The sequence below is a fragment of the Methanobacterium sp. BRmetb2 genome, from assembly GCA_003491285.1.
In the GTDB taxonomy this organism is placed as follows: Archaea; Methanobacteriota; Methanobacteria; order Methanobacteriales; family Methanobacteriaceae; genus UBA117.
On record CP022705.1, the window covers coordinates 1988068 to 2008581 of the forward strand.

General features: G+C 31.5%; 22 protein-coding genes. 7 read left to right on the forward strand and 15 right to left on the reverse strand.

What is annotated here, in order from left to right; genetic code table 11:
- Positions 1–4 precede the first annotated feature (4 nt).
- The 10 genes from CIT01_09995 to CIT01_10040 all read right to left on the reverse strand — a co-directional run bounded on the left by CIT01_09995 (position 5) and on the right by CIT01_10040 (position 7040).
- The gene (locus CIT01_09995) at positions 5–1129 is read right to left on the reverse strand and encodes a glycosyltransferase (GenBank protein ID AXV38513.1); all 1125 of its coding nucleotides are present in this window, start codon (positions 1127–1129) and stop codon (positions 5–7) included.
- Between the two features lie 85 nt (positions 1130–1214).
- On the reverse strand, positions 1215–1562 hold the full coding sequence (locus tag CIT01_10000; protein AXV38514.1) for a hypothetical protein: 348 nt from the start codon (positions 1560–1562) through the stop codon (positions 1215–1217).
- Complete coding sequence (locus CIT01_10005) at positions 1559–2254, reverse strand: dolichyl-phosphate mannose synthase (GenBank protein AXV38515.1); 696 nt, start codon at positions 2252–2254, stop codon at positions 1559–1561. Before CIT01_10005 ends, CIT01_10000 begins: the two co-directional genes overlap by 4 nt.
- Positions 2255–2383: 129 nt before the next feature.
- Positions 2384–2968 (reverse strand): flavodoxin, encoded by a 585-nt coding sequence (locus CIT01_10010; protein AXV38516.1) that lies wholly within the window; start codon positions 2966–2968, stop codon positions 2384–2386.
- Positions 2969–3068: 100 nt separating this feature from the next.
- The gene (locus tag CIT01_10015; protein AXV38517.1) at positions 3069–3527 is read right to left on the reverse strand and encodes a riboflavin synthase; all 459 of its coding nucleotides are present in this window, start codon (positions 3525–3527) and stop codon (positions 3069–3071) included.
- Between the two features lie 204 nt (positions 3528–3731).
- Positions 3732–4583 carry an energy-coupling factor ABC transporter ATP-binding protein gene (locus CIT01_10020; GenBank protein ID AXV38518.1) on the reverse strand — a complete coding sequence of 284 codons (852 nt, stop codon included), beginning with the start codon at positions 4581–4583 and terminating at the stop codon, positions 3732–3734.
- 140 nt (positions 4584–4723) lie between these two features.
- Positions 4724–5512 (reverse strand): cobalt ECF transporter T component CbiQ, encoded by a 789-nt coding sequence (cbiQ, locus tag CIT01_10025; protein AXV38519.1) that lies wholly within the window; start codon positions 5510–5512, stop codon positions 4724–4726.
- A 71-nt stretch (positions 5513–5583) separates the two neighbouring features.
- Positions 5584–5889 (reverse strand): cobalt ABC transporter substrate-binding protein CbiN, encoded by a 306-nt coding sequence (locus CIT01_10030; protein AXV38520.1) that lies wholly within the window; start codon positions 5887–5889, stop codon positions 5584–5586.
- A complete protein-coding gene (locus tag CIT01_10035) occupies positions 5890–6588 on the reverse strand; it encodes a cobalamin biosynthesis protein CbiM (protein AXV38521.1) in 699 nt (232 codons plus the stop codon).
- A 197-nt stretch (positions 6589–6785) separates the two neighbouring features.
- Entirely contained in the window at positions 6786–7040 is a 255-nt protein-coding gene (locus CIT01_10040; GenBank protein ID AXV38522.1) for a deoxyribonuclease, read from the reverse strand.
- Between the two features lie 262 nt (positions 7041–7302).
- On the opposite strand from CIT01_10040, the gene pyrF reads away from it, so the two are divergent.
- A complete protein-coding gene (gene pyrF, locus CIT01_10045; GenBank protein ID AXV38523.1) occupies positions 7303–7950 on the forward strand; it encodes an orotidine-5'-phosphate decarboxylase in 648 nt (215 codons plus the stop codon).
- Here pyrF and CIT01_10050 read toward each other — a convergent pair.
- The 3 genes from CIT01_10050 to CIT01_10060 form a co-directional block, all read right to left on the reverse strand.
- Positions 7885–8490, reverse strand: coding sequence for a hypothetical protein (locus tag CIT01_10050; GenBank protein AXV38524.1), 606 nt, complete (start codon positions 8488–8490; stop codon positions 7885–7887). The genes pyrF and CIT01_10050 overlap by 66 nt on opposite strands.
- 76 nt (positions 8491–8566) lie before the next feature.
- Positions 8567–9487 carry a deoxyhypusine synthase gene (locus CIT01_10055; protein ID AXV38525.1) on the reverse strand — a complete coding sequence of 307 codons (921 nt, stop codon included), beginning with the start codon at positions 9485–9487 and terminating at the stop codon, positions 8567–8569.
- Positions 9488–9710: 223 nt separating this feature from the next.
- Positions 9711–10592, reverse strand: a complete 882-nt coding sequence (locus CIT01_10060; protein ID AXV38526.1) for a hypothetical protein — start codon at positions 10590–10592, stop codon at positions 9711–9713.
- Positions 10593–11539: 947 nt separating this feature from the next.
- Here CIT01_10060 and CIT01_10065 point away from each other — a divergent pair.
- The 6 genes from CIT01_10065 to CIT01_10090 all read left to right on the forward strand — a co-directional run bounded on the left by CIT01_10065 (position 11540) and on the right by CIT01_10090 (position 17514).
- Complete coding sequence (locus CIT01_10065; protein AXV38527.1) at positions 11540–11938, forward strand: hypothetical protein; 399 nt, start codon at positions 11540–11542, stop codon at positions 11936–11938.
- Between the two features lie 585 nt (positions 11939–12523).
- Complete coding sequence (locus CIT01_10070; protein ID AXV38528.1) at positions 12524–14152, forward strand: multidrug ABC transporter ATP-binding protein; 1629 nt, start codon at positions 12524–12526, stop codon at positions 14150–14152.
- Positions 14153–14700: 548 nt separating this feature from the next.
- On the forward strand, positions 14701–16122 hold the full coding sequence (locus CIT01_10075; GenBank protein ID AXV38529.1) for a hypothetical protein: 1422 nt from the start codon (positions 14701–14703) through the stop codon (positions 16120–16122).
- Positions 16123–16299: 177 nt separating this feature from the next.
- Positions 16300–16479, forward strand: a complete 180-nt coding sequence (locus tag CIT01_10080) for a hypothetical protein (GenBank protein AXV38530.1) — start codon at positions 16300–16302, stop codon at positions 16477–16479.
- A gap of 12 nt (positions 16480–16491) precedes the next feature.
- Positions 16492–16830, forward strand: a complete 339-nt coding sequence (locus tag CIT01_10085) for a hypothetical protein (protein AXV38531.1) — start codon at positions 16492–16494, stop codon at positions 16828–16830.
- A gap of 9 nt (positions 16831–16839) precedes the next feature.
- The gene (locus CIT01_10090; GenBank protein ID AXV38532.1) at positions 16840–17514 is read left to right on the forward strand and encodes a hypothetical protein; all 675 of its coding nucleotides are present in this window, start codon (positions 16840–16842) and stop codon (positions 17512–17514) included.
- 116 nt (positions 17515–17630) lie between these two features.
- Here CIT01_10090 and CIT01_10095 read toward each other — a convergent pair whose 3' ends face one another.
- Positions 17631–19043 (reverse strand): MFS transporter, encoded by a 1413-nt coding sequence (locus CIT01_10095; protein ID AXV38533.1) that lies wholly within the window; start codon positions 19041–19043, stop codon positions 17631–17633.
- Positions 19044–19119: 76 nt separating this feature from the next.
- Positions 19120–20514: an amino acid permease gene (locus tag CIT01_10100; protein ID AXV38534.1), complete on the reverse strand. Its 1395-nt coding sequence runs from the start codon at positions 20512–20514 to the stop codon at positions 19120–19122.

Here is a 20514-nt window from a genome sequence, read left to right on the forward strand (position 1 = left end):
TCAATTACTTTACTAATTCATTATAAATCTCTTCAAGTTTTGACGCTATTTTTTCTCCTTTATACATTCTGACATAGTGCAACCCTTCAGATGATAATTTATCATATGTCTTATTATTTTTTAATAAATTTTTTATCTTTTCAGCTAAGTCATTATAATTTTCTACCTCATAAAACAATCCACCTTTGCCATGACTTGCTTCTAATAAAGGAGGGATATTGGAAGCTACAAATGGAACTCCTAATCCCATGGCTTCTACAATTACTATTCCAAATCCTTCAACATTACTGGCCAAACAGAATACATGTGATGCTTTAATGGTTTTTAAAACATTTAAGTGGCTTTCTACAAAACCATAAAATTTGATATTATCCTCTAAATTGAACTTTTTAACCATTTGTTTAAGGTCTTCTTCTTGGGGACCGGTACCTATTACGATGCATTGAATATTAGGGATATCTTTTTTCAAGATATAAATAGCTTTAATTAAGTCATCAACTCTTTTATAATCAACTAAACGGGACACGCAGCATATTGTAGGATTATTAAATTTATTCTCTTTAATTGATGGTACTTCCACAATATTGGGCACAACTTTTATTTTTTTTTCTGGAACATATTTTTTTAATTTTTCTTTTGTATAATTGGAAACCGCGATAAACTGGTCAAAGTCTCGGGATAATGTATATCTTTCCAGAATCTCCCCGGTTATACCTGTAAAACCAACATTTTTCACCCATTCACCAATCCATACATCATGATATCTGGCTATGCAGGGAATTTTGAGTTTCTTAGACAATTTCCAGACTACTGGATAGGTTATGAAGTTGTAAGCAGCAATTATATCAAAACTCTCTTGTCTACCCTTATCATAAGCTGCCTTCATAAAAGATAATCTATCCTTAAATGAACCTGCTTGAACATATTTTCTGCTTTTTCCACATCTAATTATGTTGATACCATTTATATTATCCTTTTTCTTGCTTCCTTTTTCATTGGAGGTAACAACTGTAATTTGATGTTTTTTGGAGAGATAATAAGCTTCATTAAAAGCAGAAGCTTCAGCACCACCTTTAACTTCTAAATCTCCTGTTTTTGGAAAATATTCAGTAAATATACCTATTCTCATTTTAACTCCCTAAAATAATAACTTGAAATCATTTAAAATAAATATATAAAATTATAATGAATAAATTTGATATTTGCCCTGAAATTTATTCTTTTTCTTCTTTTTTTGACTTTTTCTCATTTTGCAGTGCCATTTCCCTTACCAGCTTGGTCATCTCATTTTCCAGACTTTCAATCATGGTGTATATTTTGAAAATAAGGTAATAACATCCAATTAATCCTAAAATAAGGGCTAGATCTAATCCTCTTCCAATATTTAGGATATTTGCCAAAATACTGGTGGATTCAGGTAAAAGAGAAACAATGATAATTATTAACCAAATGATCATCCATAAAAATAACATCCCTAAAGATGTTTTTCCTTCTTTAAATCTTATTAAAGAAATTATTATACCAATCAACCCAATAAAAACTCCCACTACTTGATATATCATATTAACACCCTTTTCAAAATATCTACTACCATTTTTGAAAGAATTTTTAATCCTTCTACGGTATTTGTTCCTTTAGAAAGCGAATAATCTGTGTATATAGTTTTAATGGGTATTTCTTCCATTTTAATATTATTGTTTTTAATCTCACGCAGTATTTCAGATGAAACCCCATATCCTCTCAAATGAATATTTATCTGTGTTGCTGCTTTTCTATTAAATGCCCTCAATCCTGATTGAGAATCTTTTACATTAACTCCATAAAATATCCTGGTTAAATTATTCATTATTTTATTACCAATTTTTTTAGATTGTGGCATACAATCAAAGTTCCTGCTACCTATAACAGCGTCTGCTAGACCTTTAAGAATAGGATCACATATTTTTTCAATATCTGCAGGGTCATGTTGTCCATCAGCATCGAAGGTTACAATGATATCAGCACCTTTTTTTAACGCAGCATCAATTCCAGTTTTTAAAGCAGCGCCCAAGCCTAAATTTAAAACATGTTTGTATAAATATAATTTGTGTTTATTAAGGATTTTTGAAGCAATTTCATAGGTTTTGTCAGTTGAACCATCATCTACTATGATAATATTATAGTCTCTCTTGATCAAACTGTTTAAAACATTTTCAAGAGTATTCTCTTCATTATAAGCTGGTACAATAATAAATATTTTTTCTGAATTGTTCATGAGATTATAGCCTCTAAACCAGCTGATTATTTTTATTTAGATAAATTTAATGATAAAAAGTTCAAATATATTTTCATTTTATCTAATTCCTACTAAATATTGGGGACTTTGTGAATATTAATTATTTGATTATTCAGTTATCTTTTTTGCAAGTTCTGCTACTCTTTTACCAAGATTTTGGGAGCTTTCAATACCAAATGCATCGTTTTCTGTGTCTCCTATGGCTCCGCCTTTTCCAGTTCCACCATAATGGGCCAGGGGTTTCCCATCTCCCACAATTACCATGTCATGTATTAACATAAAATGATGAATTGCAGCACAGGTTGTTTCTTGGCCACCATTGCGAGCCCCTCCAACAGTGATTGCTCCACCTATTTTATCTCTAAGTTTGAAATCTGTACGCAGTGGTCTGGTTCGATCCATGAACATCTTAGTTTGGGAGGTCATACTGCCGAAATAAACTGGGCTTCCTATGATTATGCCTTTGGCAGTAATTATTTCGTCTATGATACTTTGCATATCATCATAAATAGAACATTCACCAGTGGATTTACATATGTCGCAGGCAATACATGGTTGGATATCCATCAAACCAATATTAATTAACTGCGTATCAGCACCAACATTTTCAGCAGCTTTTAAAGCTTCTTTAACTAAAATACTGGTGTTACCTTCGTTTCTAGGACTTCCCACTATTCCTACTATTTTGACCATGTTCTCACCTTGTAAATATAATTTTATAAATTCTTTTTTCACAAATTCTGAGTAATAATTTAAACTACAAAACTATAATAATCAATAATAATATCAAATTTCAAAGAGGACCAACATTGGGTCTTCCTTCCCTCATACCCATTCCAGATTCTCTCTTTAGTTTATCTGGTTTAAACAACATTTTAACAACGTTCTGTGCATGTTCACGGGCGCGGTTTTCAGCTAACATTTTCAAATCTTTGGCGTCCTGACCTTCATCTTCATGTACAAATACTTCGATTATATGGGTGTTTGTCATTAGCTGAGCATATATCAATCCCATAGAAGCTTCATGGGCACATGTTTTATCAATCTTCTCGGGACCGGGCATTCCAAGGGCCATTACAAGTTCACATCCTTCCTCTTCAATCAGTTTTTTTGAAGCCACAGGAAGATCCTTTATACCAGGCACAGTACGTCTAATAAATTTCATGTTACCTACACGCATTTTAATTTCATCGATAACATGTTCGGCCATGTTAAAACGTGCAAAAGTGGTGTCACAGATACCAATTTTCATTATATCACCTTAATAATGGTTTTAATTGATTTATATGAATTGAAGAACTATTTCTTTTTGGAAATGTTCTATGAATATGTAATTTCCATCCTATTAATACAGTTTTACATTTTGTTTAACAGTACTAATACTTATGACTGTTGTAATTATCATTATTCTAACATTAAAGAAAAAAATGAGTTAAGGAATTAACTGTTTAATTTATTAAAAATTCTTTTTATTGTTAATTTTTCTATTTATTCTTGTTTTGGCTTCATTAACCGTGAGTGGGTATGTTTCTCCAAATGATATTTGATCTTCATTTTGAAGTCTCTCAAAAAGGTGAGCTATGTGTGGAAGCCTTAACTTAGCATCTCTTATTATTCTAGCATCTTCAAATACTTCTTGAGGGCTTCCTTCTTTAATAATTTCGCCTTCACTTATTACATTAACTTCGTGGGCATATATGGGCACCATGTCCACATCGTGGGTGGCTATAATAATTGTCATGCCCTCTTTATTTAATTGGTAGAGCAATTTCATAATATGGAAAGCTCCCTTAGGATCGAGGCCGCTTGTGGGTTCATCGAGCACCATGATTTTGGGTTTCATGGCCAGTATACCTGCAATGGTTACACGTTTTTTTTGGCCTCCGCTAAGGTAATGCGGGGCTTTTTTTTCAAAACCTTCCATACCAACTCGTTTTAAAGCTTCTTTAACCCGTAATTTAACTTCTTCTTTTGACAGATCCAGATTCAGGGGACCGAAGGCCACATCTTGCTGGACAGTGGGGGCAATAAGTTGATCGTCCGGATTTTGGAAAACTAAACCAATATCTTGTCTAATTTTGATGAGGCTTTGTTTTTCGTATTTTATTGGAATATTATCTATTTTTACAGTTCCTGAATTGGGTTTAAGTATACCATTGAAATGCAAGAATAGCGTGGACTTTCCAGAACCATTTGGACCGAGAAGTGCAACAATTTTACCCTTAGAAGCTTTGAAATTTACTTTGTTGAGGGCTTTTGTTCCATCAGGATAAATATAAGTGATATCTTTTGTTTCAACAACATTCATAGTAATGCCTCATGTGGATTTAAATTCAGATTATGGTAATACAATTTACATCTTTTCATGTAACCAGTAATAATTTTATATGATGGAAATATCTTGCTTCTTCTATAATCTCTAAAAAATTACCATATAAATTTAGTAGGTTAAAAAATTTTGAAATTTCCTGTGACATATACTCCAATGGCAAGAATTATTTCAAATAATATTAACAAGGTAAAGTTACGAGTTCCAATACTTTTTATATTTTCAGATTCTTTTATTGTTTTCATTGAACCATCATAGCATCTTGATTCCATTGCAATATATGCTTGTTCACCTTTGTTCCATGTTTTTATGAAGAGATTGCTACCTAACATGCCCATGGACTTAAAGGTTTTTTTAAGGGAAGAATAACCCAAACGTGTTTCCTGGGAGTGGTAAATGTTAATTGCTTCATCCAAAAATAAGAATATGTAACGGTACATTAACATTGCAATTTCCAGAACAATTTTGGGGATTTTAAAAAGTTCTAGTATTGAAAAAAGCTCAGTCATTGGCGTTGTGAGGGCCAAAAATGCTAAACAAGTAAAACAACCCATTATTCTTGCAAATACGAGAAGTCCAAGTTGAAAACCGTCCTGGGTCACTGCAAGATTAAATATTCCAAGTTCCAGGATATGTGTGCCAATTCCAAAAAATATGGCCATAAAAGCAAAGGTTAATAATGCAAAAGAAAATGGAAAAACGAGAAATTTTAAATAGAATTTTACCGGAATTTTAGCTTTAAATATGATAATAACTGACATAAAAAATGCTATAATGAAGGGTACAACTGGTGATGTAGATATTAAACTCAACAACATAGTCAAAATTGCAAATAGAACTTTAAAGTATGTATTTGTATCTTTGAGATTGTTGGAATGAGCATAGTTATCCAGTGTGTTTTCAAACATGTGATCAACAGTATTTCATTTTCCTTCATTATATTTTTTTCACTATTTACATTTAATCAAGTATTCCATATTTATTTTCCGCTTTTTTTCTTTTTTTCACTGTCTTGGCCTTTATAATATCCTAAAACGTAGCCTATGATAATTGCTCCAATTGCTGCTTGTAGAGCAAATAGTAGACTTTCTATTTCACCACTCGGTGGTTCCCAGATGGAATTATACCATGGTTCATAACCTGTTTCTTCTACAATTTCAGCAGCTGCACCATCGGCTCCACCAAAATAACCTTCATCTTCTCCTAGACCACTATACATAGCAAGGGGGATGATACATATTATTGCAACTAAAGCCAGTAAAATAATGGGTTTTTTGTCTACCATTTAAGTCACCTCGGGTGCTTTTTTTGCAACTTCTTCTGTTTTTTTAGGCCCTATGACTTTTAAAGTTCTTAAAATATCTGGTCTTAGTTTCATGATATAATCAAATATCACAACTGTAAGAAGACCTTCAGCAATTGCTAGGGGTACTTGAGTGTAAGCAAATACTACCATAAACTTGACAAAAGCTTCTCCAAAGGTGGGTATTGGGAAAGCTAATGATAGTTGAGTTGCAGTAGTTACATAAGTTAGCCAATCTCCAAGAACCGCAGCAAAAAATATTCCAATTGAAGGGGCCCAACCTATCTTCTGAATACCTTTATACACTAACCACGCAGCAAATGGACCTACAATCCCCATAGAGAAAATATTAGCACCAAGAGTCGTCAACCCTCCATGTGCTAGAAGTAACGCCTGGAATACAAGAACGATCGCTGCTAAAACACTTGCAGCTGCAGGACCAAACAATACAGCTCCTAAACCATTACCTGTAGGGTGAGAACAACTTCCTGTAACAGAAGGCATTTTCAAAGAAGATAAAATAAACATAAATGCACCTGAAACAGCTAATAATGGTTTTGATTCTGGATTTTTATCTGTAATTTTTTTAATCTGAATTATACCATATACAACAACAGGTATTGAAATTAAATACCATAATAAACACCATTGCCAAGGTAAGAAACCTTCCATAATATGCACATTAAAGCCTCCTTTAATTTTTATCAACTATACTTGAATAAAAATAAGTATATAAAGTTTGCTATATGGATCTGGTAATTGATACAAATTTAATTAAAATTAGAATTCTAAATAAAAAAAAGTTAAAAACAAAAAATAATAAAATTCATGAAAATATAAATTTTCAAGAATTATTTTAATATAATATAAAAATCAATTTATTCCACTATTTCAGCAAAAGCAAAATTTCTTCTAGTTGAAGTAATTTTTATTTTAACTTCATCGCCAACTTTGGCGCCTGAAACAAATACAACAAAACCCTCTACACGAGCAATTCCGTCGCCATCTCTTCCGAGATCTTCAATTTTAACATCATATTCGTCTCCTTCATTAATAGGAGAATTTCCTCTATTTGAGTAGTTATCTCTACCGTAACTATTTTTAAACAATTTATCACTTCCGAAATAAGCCATGAAAATGGCTAATCTTATATTGATTTTTAGACTATATAAAGTAAATGGTAATTTAGCTTTTTTAAAACATCAAAAATAGTCATTATTTCAAATTTCATCAAAAAAAAATTTTTTATCAAAAATATTTATCAAAAATAAGATTAATCAGTTAAGTTTTTCTCATTATTATGGTAATGTTTTCTTAATTTTTCAATGCTTAAAAATGGATTAATTTGAATATCCATTTCAAAAATAATTTAAACAAAGCCTCCCAATTAAGATCATGGAAGTACAAAACAATATTATTCTGGCAATGGATGTTCGCAAACTATCTAAAGGTTTGCAGATAGCCGAATCCATATCTGATTATATTAATACCGTGAAAGTTGGTTATCCTTTAGTTCTAAGTGAAGGACTCGAATCTATATCTATAATTAAAGATAGTTTTGATTTCAAGGTTATTGCAGATTTTAAGGTTGCAGATATTCCAGAAACAAATAGTAAGATATGTGATCTTACCTTTGAATCCGGGGCAGATGCGGTTATTGTTCAGGGATTTGTAGGGGAGGACAGTGTAAAAGCCTGCTTAGATCGGGCAGTAGAACATTCCAAGGAAGTCTTCCTTCTAACTGAAATGTCCCATCCTGGAGCATCAAGATTTCTTCAAAAAGTCTCTGAAGATATAGCTCAGATGGGGGTTGAAATGGGAATAACTAATTATGTGGCCCCTTCCACCAAACTTCACAGATTAAAAGAGATCAGAAAAATAGTAGGAGATTCCTTTATTATCTCACCAGGGGTCGGTGTACAGGGAGGTACTCCTAAAGAGACGCTTCACTATGCTGATGCATTGATAATTGGAAGATCAATTTATGAGTCCCAAAACCCTAGAGAGTCTACTAAGTCTATTATAGACAGCATCAAACTTTAAACCGGCAATTTCATAGAATAATTCAAATAGTATGAAATAGATGATGGTATAATATTGCATAAACTCTATTCCTATAATTTTAAAATTAGGATGGAAAATCTGGATTAACCCAAAAAGGGATAACACTAAAATAACCAGTTTAAGCGTAAATCTGTATTTAAAAAATAATCCAAAAAATTTACTCCTTTTTGAAATAGCTGTATTATCATTTCCAATTTCATCGATATAGGCAGCTAAAGCGCAGATCACTAACGTCCCTATCCCCATCGAAGGAATGCCGAATATTAGAGCAATACTTAGAAAAACCAGAGCAGTGATAATATGATGGATTCCATCAATTTTTTTAGAAAGCAGAGTCCCAATAAATATTCCAAGAAAAATATAAGCTGCATCAGCACTGGTTACAACAAGATAACCAATTGTCAAACCGCAAATTACTCCAAAAATTATTGCAAGGGTCTTGTTGTCTTCCTGGTCGTAGCTGTCATCGGATAATTTCATAAAAAATCCGGAAAGGCTGTAAAAAATGGCTTCTAACATGCAATATTTCCTCAAAATAGTAAATAATTGTTGATATTTATCTTAATATTATAAAAGTATTCAATTCATTAAAACTTCAATCTTTTGCATCATTTTTATTTAAAATTTCCATGGCCCCGGCCAGTATTAGGGGAAATATAATAGTTACATCTCCAATAACAGTTACCAGATTTGATCCCGCCTTAGCTTTTGCCCAAGATTTTGCTTCTTCTAGTGGTGCTCCTCCCAGACTTCCTGTCTCGCTTCTATCCATGGTTATCTGTATGGCTGCATCAACACCTCCTTTTAGAAGGTTAGATGCTAATGCGTAGTGTTTCGGAAGGCCTCCACCTAGTATCACTGCAGCTACTTTTTTGGAGCTAAAAACTTTATCTGAAAGTTCATGCATATCCCCTACTGCATCAAGTATTAGATCCTTAGTTTGTGTATACATCCATAGCTGCAAACCCAACATACTATCAATTAATCCTGGAGCATAAATAGGAACATTATTTAAAGAGGCATTCCTTAAAATTGAATTTTCGTCGTCAATCAGTTCTCCTATTTTAAATATTAGTTCTCTAATATTAAGCTGTGAAGATTTAGAGGTGATTTCATCCAAAATTTCACTAATTCTCTTTTCCAAAACTTCAAAATCTTCTGATCTGGTGTAGAGATCACCAATTCGGCCTATTCCCTTTTCACATAATTTTTCGTCGTCTTTTTCATAGCCACGGTAGTGATGACCACCGAAAGCCTCCAAAAGATCGTGGGTTATATTGGCGCCGCTGGTGATAATTATATCCACATATCCATTTTTGATCAAGTCGGAAACAACTTTTCTAAGGCCACCTGGTACTAGGGGTCCGGCAATACTTAAAAAAACAGAGATTTCCGGATCATTGATTACTTTGGCCAGTAATTTGGTTGCTTTTTCAACTTTCCCAGCACCTAAAACTCCTGATTTACCCATCTCTTCTATTAATTGGAGAACTGTCATCTCCTCTTTTATGGCCATGTGTTCAATCTTCAGCTTTTCCACATCCTAAATAAATACGATTATTCATCATGTAAAAATAGTTTAAATAAAATTCATTAAAGTTTAATAATTTGAATATGCATTTTAAATGTAATTTAAAATTAGATATTTATATAATATAATTTGATGGGTATATTAAGAAAAGTTCATTAACTATATAATATGATTCATGTGTTAAGAAAATTAGTATATCCATTTAAAATTATTTTAAACCTGCAATTTTATCTAAAAGGTCTGTGCGGGTAACAATGCCAGTTGCTATTCCATTTTCATCCACAACAATTAACCTTCCTATCTTCTTTTTGTTCATGATTTCTATTGCGTCGGCTATCATTAAATCATTTTCAACTGTGATGATATGTTTAGACATGACTTCTTCCACTTTGAAATTTTCCTTTCCCTGAGCAATAGCATGGGTTATATCACTCAAGGTTAATATGCCCACAACATTTCCTTTATCAATAACTGGGGCCCCTTCAATACCATTTTCCGATAGGGTTTTAGCAGCCATTTTAATATCAAAAGAAGGGTTTAATTCAATCAATTTTTTTGTAGCCACCTGCATAACAGTTTTCTTAGGAATACTCCTTATGCTGGTGGTATCCAAGAGTAATATGTTATCCATATCATCTCTACCTACTACCACACCGTTAACCACCAGTTTGTTTACAGGTGTTGGACCAACTCTTATTTTATCTCCAAGATCCACCTGTTTAATATTGCCTACAGCTTTTATTGCAGCTTCACACTCGCCAGGATGGGGAATACTGGTAAATTCTATCTTGGCCACTGTTAAATCTTTAATCTTTACCTCATCTTTGTAGATAGGTACCTGGGTCTCCTTGTCACTGTAATTAATATTCAGTTGGTGATAAGCTTCTATGGTAGGTTTATATCCCCCTCTGGGACCTGGAACTCCTTTAACCAGCCCTAAACTTCTTAGAGATTGCATCTGATTTCTTATGGTTCCGGGATTTCGGTTCATTATCTCGGCAATTTCTTCACCCTTAATTGACTTACCTTCTGCATTACGGTACAGATTAATCAGACTTTGCAAAATCTCTTTTTGGACGGATGTGAGCATTTTATCACCAAATATTATTTGTTATTATTTATAATTATAATTATAAATCTATCATGGTTATACATATATATGTCTTTGTATTTTTGGTGAAAAAGAGTCTGGACTTTTTTAATGTTTAACTCTCTGCTTATTAATCTTAATTTATTACTAAACTATAGTGTTTGTTATTATCAAATATTTCATAAGCATGTGGGCTGATATTCATTTAATAATTGTTTTTTTATTTGCTTCTGAAAAATTATAAATTATTCATATTTTTTAACTTTTTATTAAAATAAGAATCCATAGAGAGTATACAACTCTTGGGGGTGGGAGAGGGGTGATATAAGAGAATTTAATTGCATCCCTTATATCTACCAGATGGGATTTGAATCTGGTAAATATTAATGTAAAAGTTTATGTATATAAACTTTTCTATATATTAAAATTACGGGTAAAATTAATGATTTAGCTGTTTATTTTTTGCTATTTTTTTATAAAAATAAAAAAAGTATATTATCTAATTTAATTAAGATTTGGGAGGTGGAGGATATGGAAAAAAGTAATTGGGGGGTTTTTTCTCCATATCCTTTAATTCATGAATGATTTTTGAATGATTCACTCATGCTCAGTTATAATGTAAAAGTTTATATATATAAAAGTTTCTATGATATACACATTAATAAAAAAAGGTGATTTAAAATGTAAGATTTACTTGGAATTGGAAAATGGGAAATGCTAAGTGATGTTAAGCCTGTAAACTGTAAAATGAATACTCAATCTGGAGCAGTTATAGTTGGATAGCTTTGTGATGTTACTGAGTGTTCAGTCTATGGTGTACTGGTGTCCTTTTAACTGGTAGATCCTATTCTATAAAAAATTGGTAATTAAAGAAAAGTATTGAATTGAAAAATTTTTTAGTTTAAACTATTTCATAACTTTAAGTTTTATATTTAGGAGGCGAAAATATGAAAACTTTAAAAATTACTTCAGTGATTCTGCTATTTGCATTTTCATTGAGTTTGGTATCAGGAGCTACTGCAGTTGAACAATCTAAACTGCAAGACTTTAAAATTCCTGAAAAAGAATTAAATGTAAAATTAAATCATAAATTTAAGATTAATCTGAAAAGTAATCCTACAACAGGTTATAAATGGGTTGTTTATTACAATCACAAGTTTTTAAAACTTGTAGGTGAAAAATATATCCCTGATAAACCTATATTTGATGGAAGTGGTGGGCACACTATATTCTTATTCAAAGCTTTGAAAACTGGTAAAACTGACGTAGTCCTTAGATATACTAGACATACAACCAAAGAACTTCCAGCAAAAGTGGTTGTTTACCATGTTAAAATCCACAGATAATATCGGGTAAAATTTATTTTTATTTTTTTAATTTAATCTTAAGAATTTCAATATAAAAAAAAGTTCTTTTTTGTTATATTTTTCCAAATGGGCTACAAATTAGAATTATTTGTGACTTATTTAAAATTTATTTTTATTTTGAGGTGATATGGAGGATATGTACAAAAACTTGGGCTATAAAAACATCCTCCATATCTATGCATTTTCGATGATTTCACTTCCTCAATTATAATGTAAAAGTTTATATATATAAAAGTTTCTATATATTAAATAAAAATATATATTAAATAAAAAGAGTGATTGAAAATGGAAGACTTGCTTGGAATTGGAAAAATAGGAAACATCAAAAGCGAGTTTAAACCCATAATTTGTAATTTGAATCATCAACCTGGACAGGTTTTAGTGGGATGGGCTTGTAGTCGCACTAACTGTAATTTATATGGGATATGTCCTTTTAGTTGGTAAAATTTTTATTTTTAATAGGTTTTATTGGATATGTAATAGTTGAATTTTAAATTATATCACGATTTTAATTACTTTTTTTAAACCATACAACTTTAAATAAAATCATTAAAAGTGACAATCATGATTAAAGAGAGTTTCAAATTCTTTTTTAATAAATTTATAAGAAAACATGTCCTAACAATTATTATTGTATTAGCATTAAGTTTTTTCACTTTAGTATTCTCTTTTATTAGTCCTTTACTAATAAAATCCCTGGTTGATAATGTTTTTATTGCAAGGAAAGACGATTTATTTTTTTATATTGTAATGGGAATTTTAGGAATGTATATTATATCATCTGTTTCCAGTTATTTCAACAGTTATGTAAGCGGAAAACTGCAATTAACACTCTTAAAAGAAGTGGCAGAAAGTTCATTCAGCGTAGTACAGTACACATCCCTCAAAAATAATCAAAGCATCAAAGTAGGAGATTTAATAACCCGTATTATGAGCAACAGCCAGGTAGCTATAAACATACCGGTTAGGATCATTCCTCAGTTTTTCATGATTATCGTAAGTATCATTGTCCCATTTTTAATTATGTTGTCTCTTAATCTTCAATTAGGACTTATTATCCTGAGTCCTGTAATCCTATTTGCATTAACATCTTCTATTTTTGGTAAAAGAATGGAATCAATTCAAAAGATATTTCTGGAATCTAATGCTTCTCTATATTCATTTTTAAAGGAAAATTTTTCTATAATTCCCTTAATTAAAATATTTAGATTGGAAAAATGGTCTCAAAATAAATTTAAAAAGGAAATGGACAATTATTATAGTATTTCACTGGATTATACTAAAACCGTTTCTTTAAGTTCTGCTTTAAACTCTTTAATTTTAGGTGTACCTATTGTTTTACTTATTATTTCCGGGGGGTACAGGGTTATGGATGGAACTATTAGTCTTGGAACTTTCACGGCTTTTATAGCTTATACTTCTATTTTTTTCTCCCCCATATCCCAGCTATCCAGTATATGGACATCTTATAAGAGTTCACTACCTGCTTTTGACAGAGTAAAAGAAATTTTTGACATGGAATCTGTAGATAATGGAGATCGGGAAATTGAAATAAAAGAGGGAAAGATACAATTTGAAAATGTTTGGTTTTCATATAATGGTAGACATATTTTAAAAGATTTTAATGCCACATTTACTAAAGGTCTAAACTATATAGTGGGTGAAAATGGTACGGGGAAAAGTACTCTTCTTAAACTGATCTGCGCCCTTTATCCTGTGGATAAAGGGGTTGTTACAATTGACAGGCAACCTATAATGGAGGTAAAAAGAGAGAGTTTAAATCATAATGTTGCTCTGGTATTTTCAGATCCCTATCTATTTGACAGCTCAATTTATGAAAATATTAGAATTGGAAACTTAGAAGCTGACAAAGATGACATTGTACGAGTAGCAAAACAGGTCAAAATTCATGAATTCATTGAAAGCGCTCCTTACAAATACGATACAAATGTAGGTGAAGATGGATTATCCTTGTCCAGTGGAGAAAAACAGAAAATTGCCCTAGCACGGGCCATTTTAAAGGATTCACCTATTATTCTTTTAGATGAAGTAACAAAATCTATTGATGCAGATTCGAGAGAATCAATCAACGAAGTTATTTATAACCTCAAAGAGGATAAAACCATTATTATGGTTACTCACAATGCACATGAAATTGATGTAAATGGCAATATCATATATTTAAATCACTAATGATTTTTTCGTTTTATCAAAATTTTATAACTCTATTTTACTATTTTTTAACTGAAACCAAATTGCGAACATAAAAGCAATTAGAATGAATATTGTGTAGGTTTCATTAATTCCTACTACAAGGTATAAAAAAGATCCCAACAACATGTATCCTCCAATAATCCATCTAAAATTTTTTATTATTTCTTGCATTATTTCATCCTTCTATATTATATTTAGATATTTTTTTATTGAATTAGACATGGAATAGCGCATTCAAAGGTCAAAAGGTCTTCCATATACTTCAATCTTACATTTCCTCTTTCTCAATTATAATGTAAAAGTTTAAATATATAAATATTGCCATAAATGTAGGTGAGGAGGTTAAATAAAATGTCTGATATACTTGGAATTGGGACTTTGGGAACTTTTAAAAGTGATGTTATTATGGTCGATTGCAAAATGAATGTTCAAAATGAAATGGTAAGATATGGATGGGTTTGCCGCCGAACACATTGCGTATTTTATAGTAAGTGCCCTTTTAGCTGGTAATATATGGGGTATTACTAATGAAAATAAAAAATAGACTTGCTAAAAATACTTCATATTTACTAATTGCAACCATTATCAGTAATGTAACTTATTTTTTCGCTGTAATGTACATGGCACGATTTTTAGGTGTGGAAAAGTTTGGAATTATTGCTCTAGCCATATCATTTACTGGAATTTTTTCCATATTTACAGATTTAGGTTTGAACATGTTAACTGTAAGGGAAGTATCACGAGATAATTCCTTAAAATCAAAATATATTGGAAATACAATAGGCATGAAAGCTGTTTTAGCTATCATAACTCTTATATCTGTTTTAATATTTACTTTACTCCTAGGTTACGACTCCAAAACAATTATGGTCATTTTTATGGTTACATTAGCAATTGTGATCAGTTCTTTTTTCTTGACATTTTTTTCTATCTACCAGGCACTGGAAAAAATGGAATATCAAGCCATAATAACTGGTTTTGACAATATTTTTATGTTAGGAGTGGTAATGATTGCAATGTATTTTTCACTGGATGTCATTGCTTTTGCTTCTATTTATTTAATTAGGAACGCTCTTGTTTTAGCTTACATGTTTGTGGTTTACATTAAAAGGTTTAAATTGCCACAAATCCAGTTTGATTTCTCATTTTGGAAGAGAACTTTAAAAGAGGCTCTACCTTTCGCATTATCTGGAATATTTTTAACCCTATTCATCTGGATTCCCTCTATCATTCTTTCGGTCATGGCTGGTAAAGAAGCCGTTGGTTTTTATGGTGCTCCTAATAAACTAATATTTTTCTTTATATCTCTTTATTCTGTCTATATGATTGCAGTATTTCCAGTAATGTCTACTTTTTATAAAAATTCTAAAAAGTCTCTCAAATCTGTTTATGAACATTCAGTTAAATACACACTAATTATTTGCGTTCCCATAACTATGGTTATATCCTCATTATCGCCTCAAGTTATCGAAATCATATTTGGAAATGCATATCTTCCTTCAAGTATTGCTCTGGCTATTCTTTCATGGACACTGGTACTGGTTTCTTTAAATGGAATATCTTCAAATCTTTTAGGTTCTGTTAACCGACAATTAACAGTAATCAAAATCACAGTCATTGGTATTATAATAAACGTATCAGCAAGCCTTCTTTTAATACCAAAATTTAGTTTTATGGGTGCTTCTCTTGCTACAATAATAACCGATGTTTTTGTTATGATTATTTTATTGTACAGCATTATACAAATTAATTATGCAGATTATAATCTATTTAGAGATATACCTAAAATTGTAATGGCCATTTTTATTATGGCACTGGTTATTTTTGATTTAAATTCGATAAATTTTATTTTTAAAGTATTAGCAGGCTTTGTCTGTTATTTAATCATCATAATAACCGTTGATAAAAAGGATTTTTCATTAATAAAAAAAATTTTTAGAATTAATTAGTAATTATACTTATCTAATGGAATTCGCATTGTTTTTGAATGTACTATATGGACCATTTTATAATAATAGAAACATATATAAATATTAAATTTAAATTTTTAATTGAAACATCAGTTTAAAAAATACATTGGAAATTAAATTCTTTAATAACCAAAAAAATAAAAAATGAGGAATTATATGGGCTGTATTACTATATGCATATCTGATGAATTGGAAATTGCTTTTAGAAGAATTTCAAGACTTTCTTATGGTGAAAAACAGGGAAAATTATCTAGAGGGGCTGAAGAAGCATTATATAAATGGTGTAAACAGAAAATTGAAGAATTAAACGTGGATGAAAATGAAATTTTCGATTAAATGGGGGATAAAATGTCAAAAAATGAATACAAAAGCTCTCCAGGAAATTCAAACGATAAAAAAGTTGATGATGATATTTTTGGCGAAGTAAACAAATTTTTAGAGGAAAAAGAACAGTATATTAGAGAATCCGTTATCGGAACCAGAATTATTGAAGAATTAGGAGTGTTTAAACTGGATGTGGGCATTAAAAAAACTTATTTGTGCACTAAAAACGATAATCCTAATGTTTACCGAGTTTTAACTAAGATTATTGAAAACTTTATTCAATCCTACGGTGGTACTGCTACAATTTACCCGAAAGGAGACCAGTTATGTGTAGAACTCATTACACCTAAACGAGGAGTATAGGGTGGAAAAATGCCAAAAGTTAAAATATTGGTTGTTGAAGATGAGAAGATCTTGGCTATGCAGCTAGAAATGAAACTAGAAAATCTAGGATTTGAAGTAATTGGATTAGTTTCATCAGGTACGGAAGCAATTGAAAGTGTTAAAAAAGAACAACCAGATCTTATTTTAATGGATATATTACTCAAAGGAAATATGGATGGAATAGAAGCCTCTAAACTTATTCTTAAGCTGTATGATATTCCTATTATCTACTTAACTGCTTATTCTGATGATGAAACTCTTATAAGGGCGGAAAAAACTTGTCCATATGGATATATATTAAAACCATTTAAAGATAATGAACTTAAAGCCAATATTAGGATGGCTATCTACAAACATAAATATCAAAAAGCCAATGTTATGGATTTCGAAGATATTTATCGTGAAGTAACCATGTTCTTGGACGAAAAAGAAGATTTACTTAGGAAAGGCCTTTTTGAAGGTGAAGAGTTTGCTTGGCCATTCCATATTGATATAGGGATTAAAAACATCTACATATCTATTGATAGAAATAATAAAGAATCTTATAATGCTTTTTATAAATTGTTAGAGGATATAATCTCAAAATATACTATATCTGAGGAAAATGAGATTAGTGTATATCCCAAAGGAGATGAACTTTGTTTAGAATTTACTAAACAATAATATTCATTTCTATTTAATCTACTCTTTTTATTTTTATATTACATTTTTTAAAGGCAGTTTTAACTGATAAAGCATCGTAATTTATTTTCAATAAGTCCATTTAATGATCATCCCATTTAATTAATTCCATGCATCATTATTGAAAGCTTTTTGCTAATAATTAACAAAATTACAGCAGCTATTGCAGACATAACCACAAAGATCATGAAAAATGAAAATAATCCATCGATTGGTATTCCACATAAAGTAGGAAAAGGGTTTGAAGAGCTGGGATACAAACTGCTTAAAAGACCAGCAATAATATTGGACGCTGCTGTTGAAAGAAACCACACTCCCATTAATAAACATGAAAATCTGACTGGAGACAATTTAGATACCATTGACAGTCCAATTGGGGAGATACACAGTTCACCAAGAGTCATTACAAAATAAACTGCTACAAGATACCAAGGACTAACCTCTGAGCTTCCAGCGTCTATCATTTGTGCTGCAGGTAAAAGAATTATAAAAGATAGTGAAAGTAAAGCTAATCCAATAGCCATTTTTAGAGGTGTTCCCAGTTCCCAACCATTATTTTTTAGTTTAGGCCATATAGTAGCAAAAAGGGGTGCAAGTAACAGGATAAACAAAGGATTAATTGATTGGAAGAAGCTGGGTGGGATCACATAATTATTAAGTGAAGAAATAGTTCTGTCAACGCTAAATTCCGCAAAAAAGGTTAATGAAACTCCTGCCTGTTCAAATGAAGCCCAGAAGAAAATAACAAAGAATGCCAAGATAAAAATAATTGAAATGCGTTGTTTTTCAATCTTTGTTAAAGGGCCATTACAATCTTTTTTTAGTTCCATTAAATGGGATGGTTTTAATCCTAAACCTTCACCACTGGGAGTTACAATATACTTATTTTTACCTAAAACAAAGATTATCAGTCCTATAATCATCCCCACACCAGCAGCTAGAAAGCCGTACATAAAATCTGCAGGATTTCCAGTATTACCTAAAGTTCCAACTACAAGAGGTGAAAAAAGAGCTCCTAAATTAATACCCATGTAAAAGATAGTAAATGCAGAATCTATCCTATGATCATTCTGAGGATATAAAAATCCCACCATTGATGATATATTTGGTTTAAAAAAACCATTACCTATTACCAGTAAAAAAAGACCGGTTAAGAAAAAAATTTCCTGATTGTTAAAAATAAAATAAGAATAGCTAATAGGGATGGTGGAAGGAACATAAAAATAACTGCTTAAGGCCAGTGAAAACTGTCCAAGAGCCATTAGTATACAACCGGTAACAATAGATTTTCTATTTCCCCAATATCTATCAGCAATATAACCGCCAAGGAGTGGTGTTAAATATATGAGTCCAGTATAGTAACCATAGATGGTGGATGTAAAGCCTGTGTTAAATAGTAAGGCTTGAATCATGTACAGTGATAAAATGGCCCTCATCCCATAATAACTAAACCTTTCCCACATTTCTGTGAAAAAAAGAATGTAAAGACCTTTGGGATGTCCATGTATCATTTGATGTCTCCTGACTATTTAGAGTTCTTTTTATGTAATTCGGAGTCAATTAATCCACAATAGTTTTTATTTTCATTCAGCATCTTTTTTTATTTCTTAATTTACTGTTGCGATGGCCATAAACAAAATAAACAATTAATCCAATGATTAGACTAATGGCAAATCTCTCCAGAGTAGTTGATGAAAGTTGAAAAATCAAAAAACTACAAAACAGTATAGATAAGATAGGTATAACTGGAACTAGAGGACACTTGAATTTACGTGGAATGTCTGGGCGCTCTCTTCTAAGGATTATTATGGACAAAGCTAGGAAAATAAATGCAGATAAAGTTCCAATATTAACCAGTTCAATGATTAAACCTAGGGGAAGAAATGCTGCAATTAAAGAAGCTATTGCTCCTACAATAATAACACTGGCAATTGGAGATCTCCAATTTTCATGTACTATTGAAAAAATGTTAGGTAAAAGACCGTCACGGGACATGGAAAAGAAAATTCTTGTCTGTCCAAATAGACTGGTTAGTAAAACAGATGTTAGTCCAAATATTGCGCCAAAAGATACGATCGAAGCCGCCCAATTAGCCCCCACTTCTTCTAATGCAAATGTAACCGGTGCAGCAGTATCTAAAAGACTGTAAGGTACCATTCCATTCAATACAGCTGCAACAACAATATATAAGATAGAACTAATAATTAAAGACCCAATAATACCGATAGGGAGTGTTTTTTGAGGATTTTTTGTCTCTTCGGCTGCTGTTGAAACTGCATCAAATCCAATATAGGCAAAAAATACCATGGCCGCACCTTGAACTACTCCAGTCCAACCATAGGGTATAAAAGGCTGATAATTAGATGGTTTAATGAAATTTATTCCAACCAAAATAAAAAGCAGGATTATGGATATATTTATGATCACGATGACTGCATTAAAACGGGCGCTTTCTTTTACACCTAGAGCAAGAACTCCTGTTAATAATAATATGATAAAAAATGCAGGCAAATTTATAATGCCTAATCCTGGTGGATTAGTAATTAACTGGGGTAATATCATTCCCACAGAATTTAAAAGTCCCACAATGTAGGACGACCATCCAACTGCAACAGCAGATGCAGAAATGAGATATTCAAAAATCAGAACCCATCCAATCATCCAGGCCCATATTTCTCCCATAGCCACGTAGGTATAAGTATAAACACTTCCGGATATAGGAACCATGGATGAAAACTCTGCATAGCATAAAGCTGTAAATACACATGCTACAGCCGAAATAACGAATGATAATACTAGCGCCGGTCCAGAATAATTAGCTGAAGCGACTCCTGTAACAATAAATATTCCTGCTCCAATAATGCAACCTAAACCCATTATTATTAAGCCTAAAGGGCCTATAGCACGTTTAAGTGATTTTCCAGAATTTTTTTCATCCAGTAAATCGTCTATAGGTTTTTTAGAAAATATTTGACTCTTCAT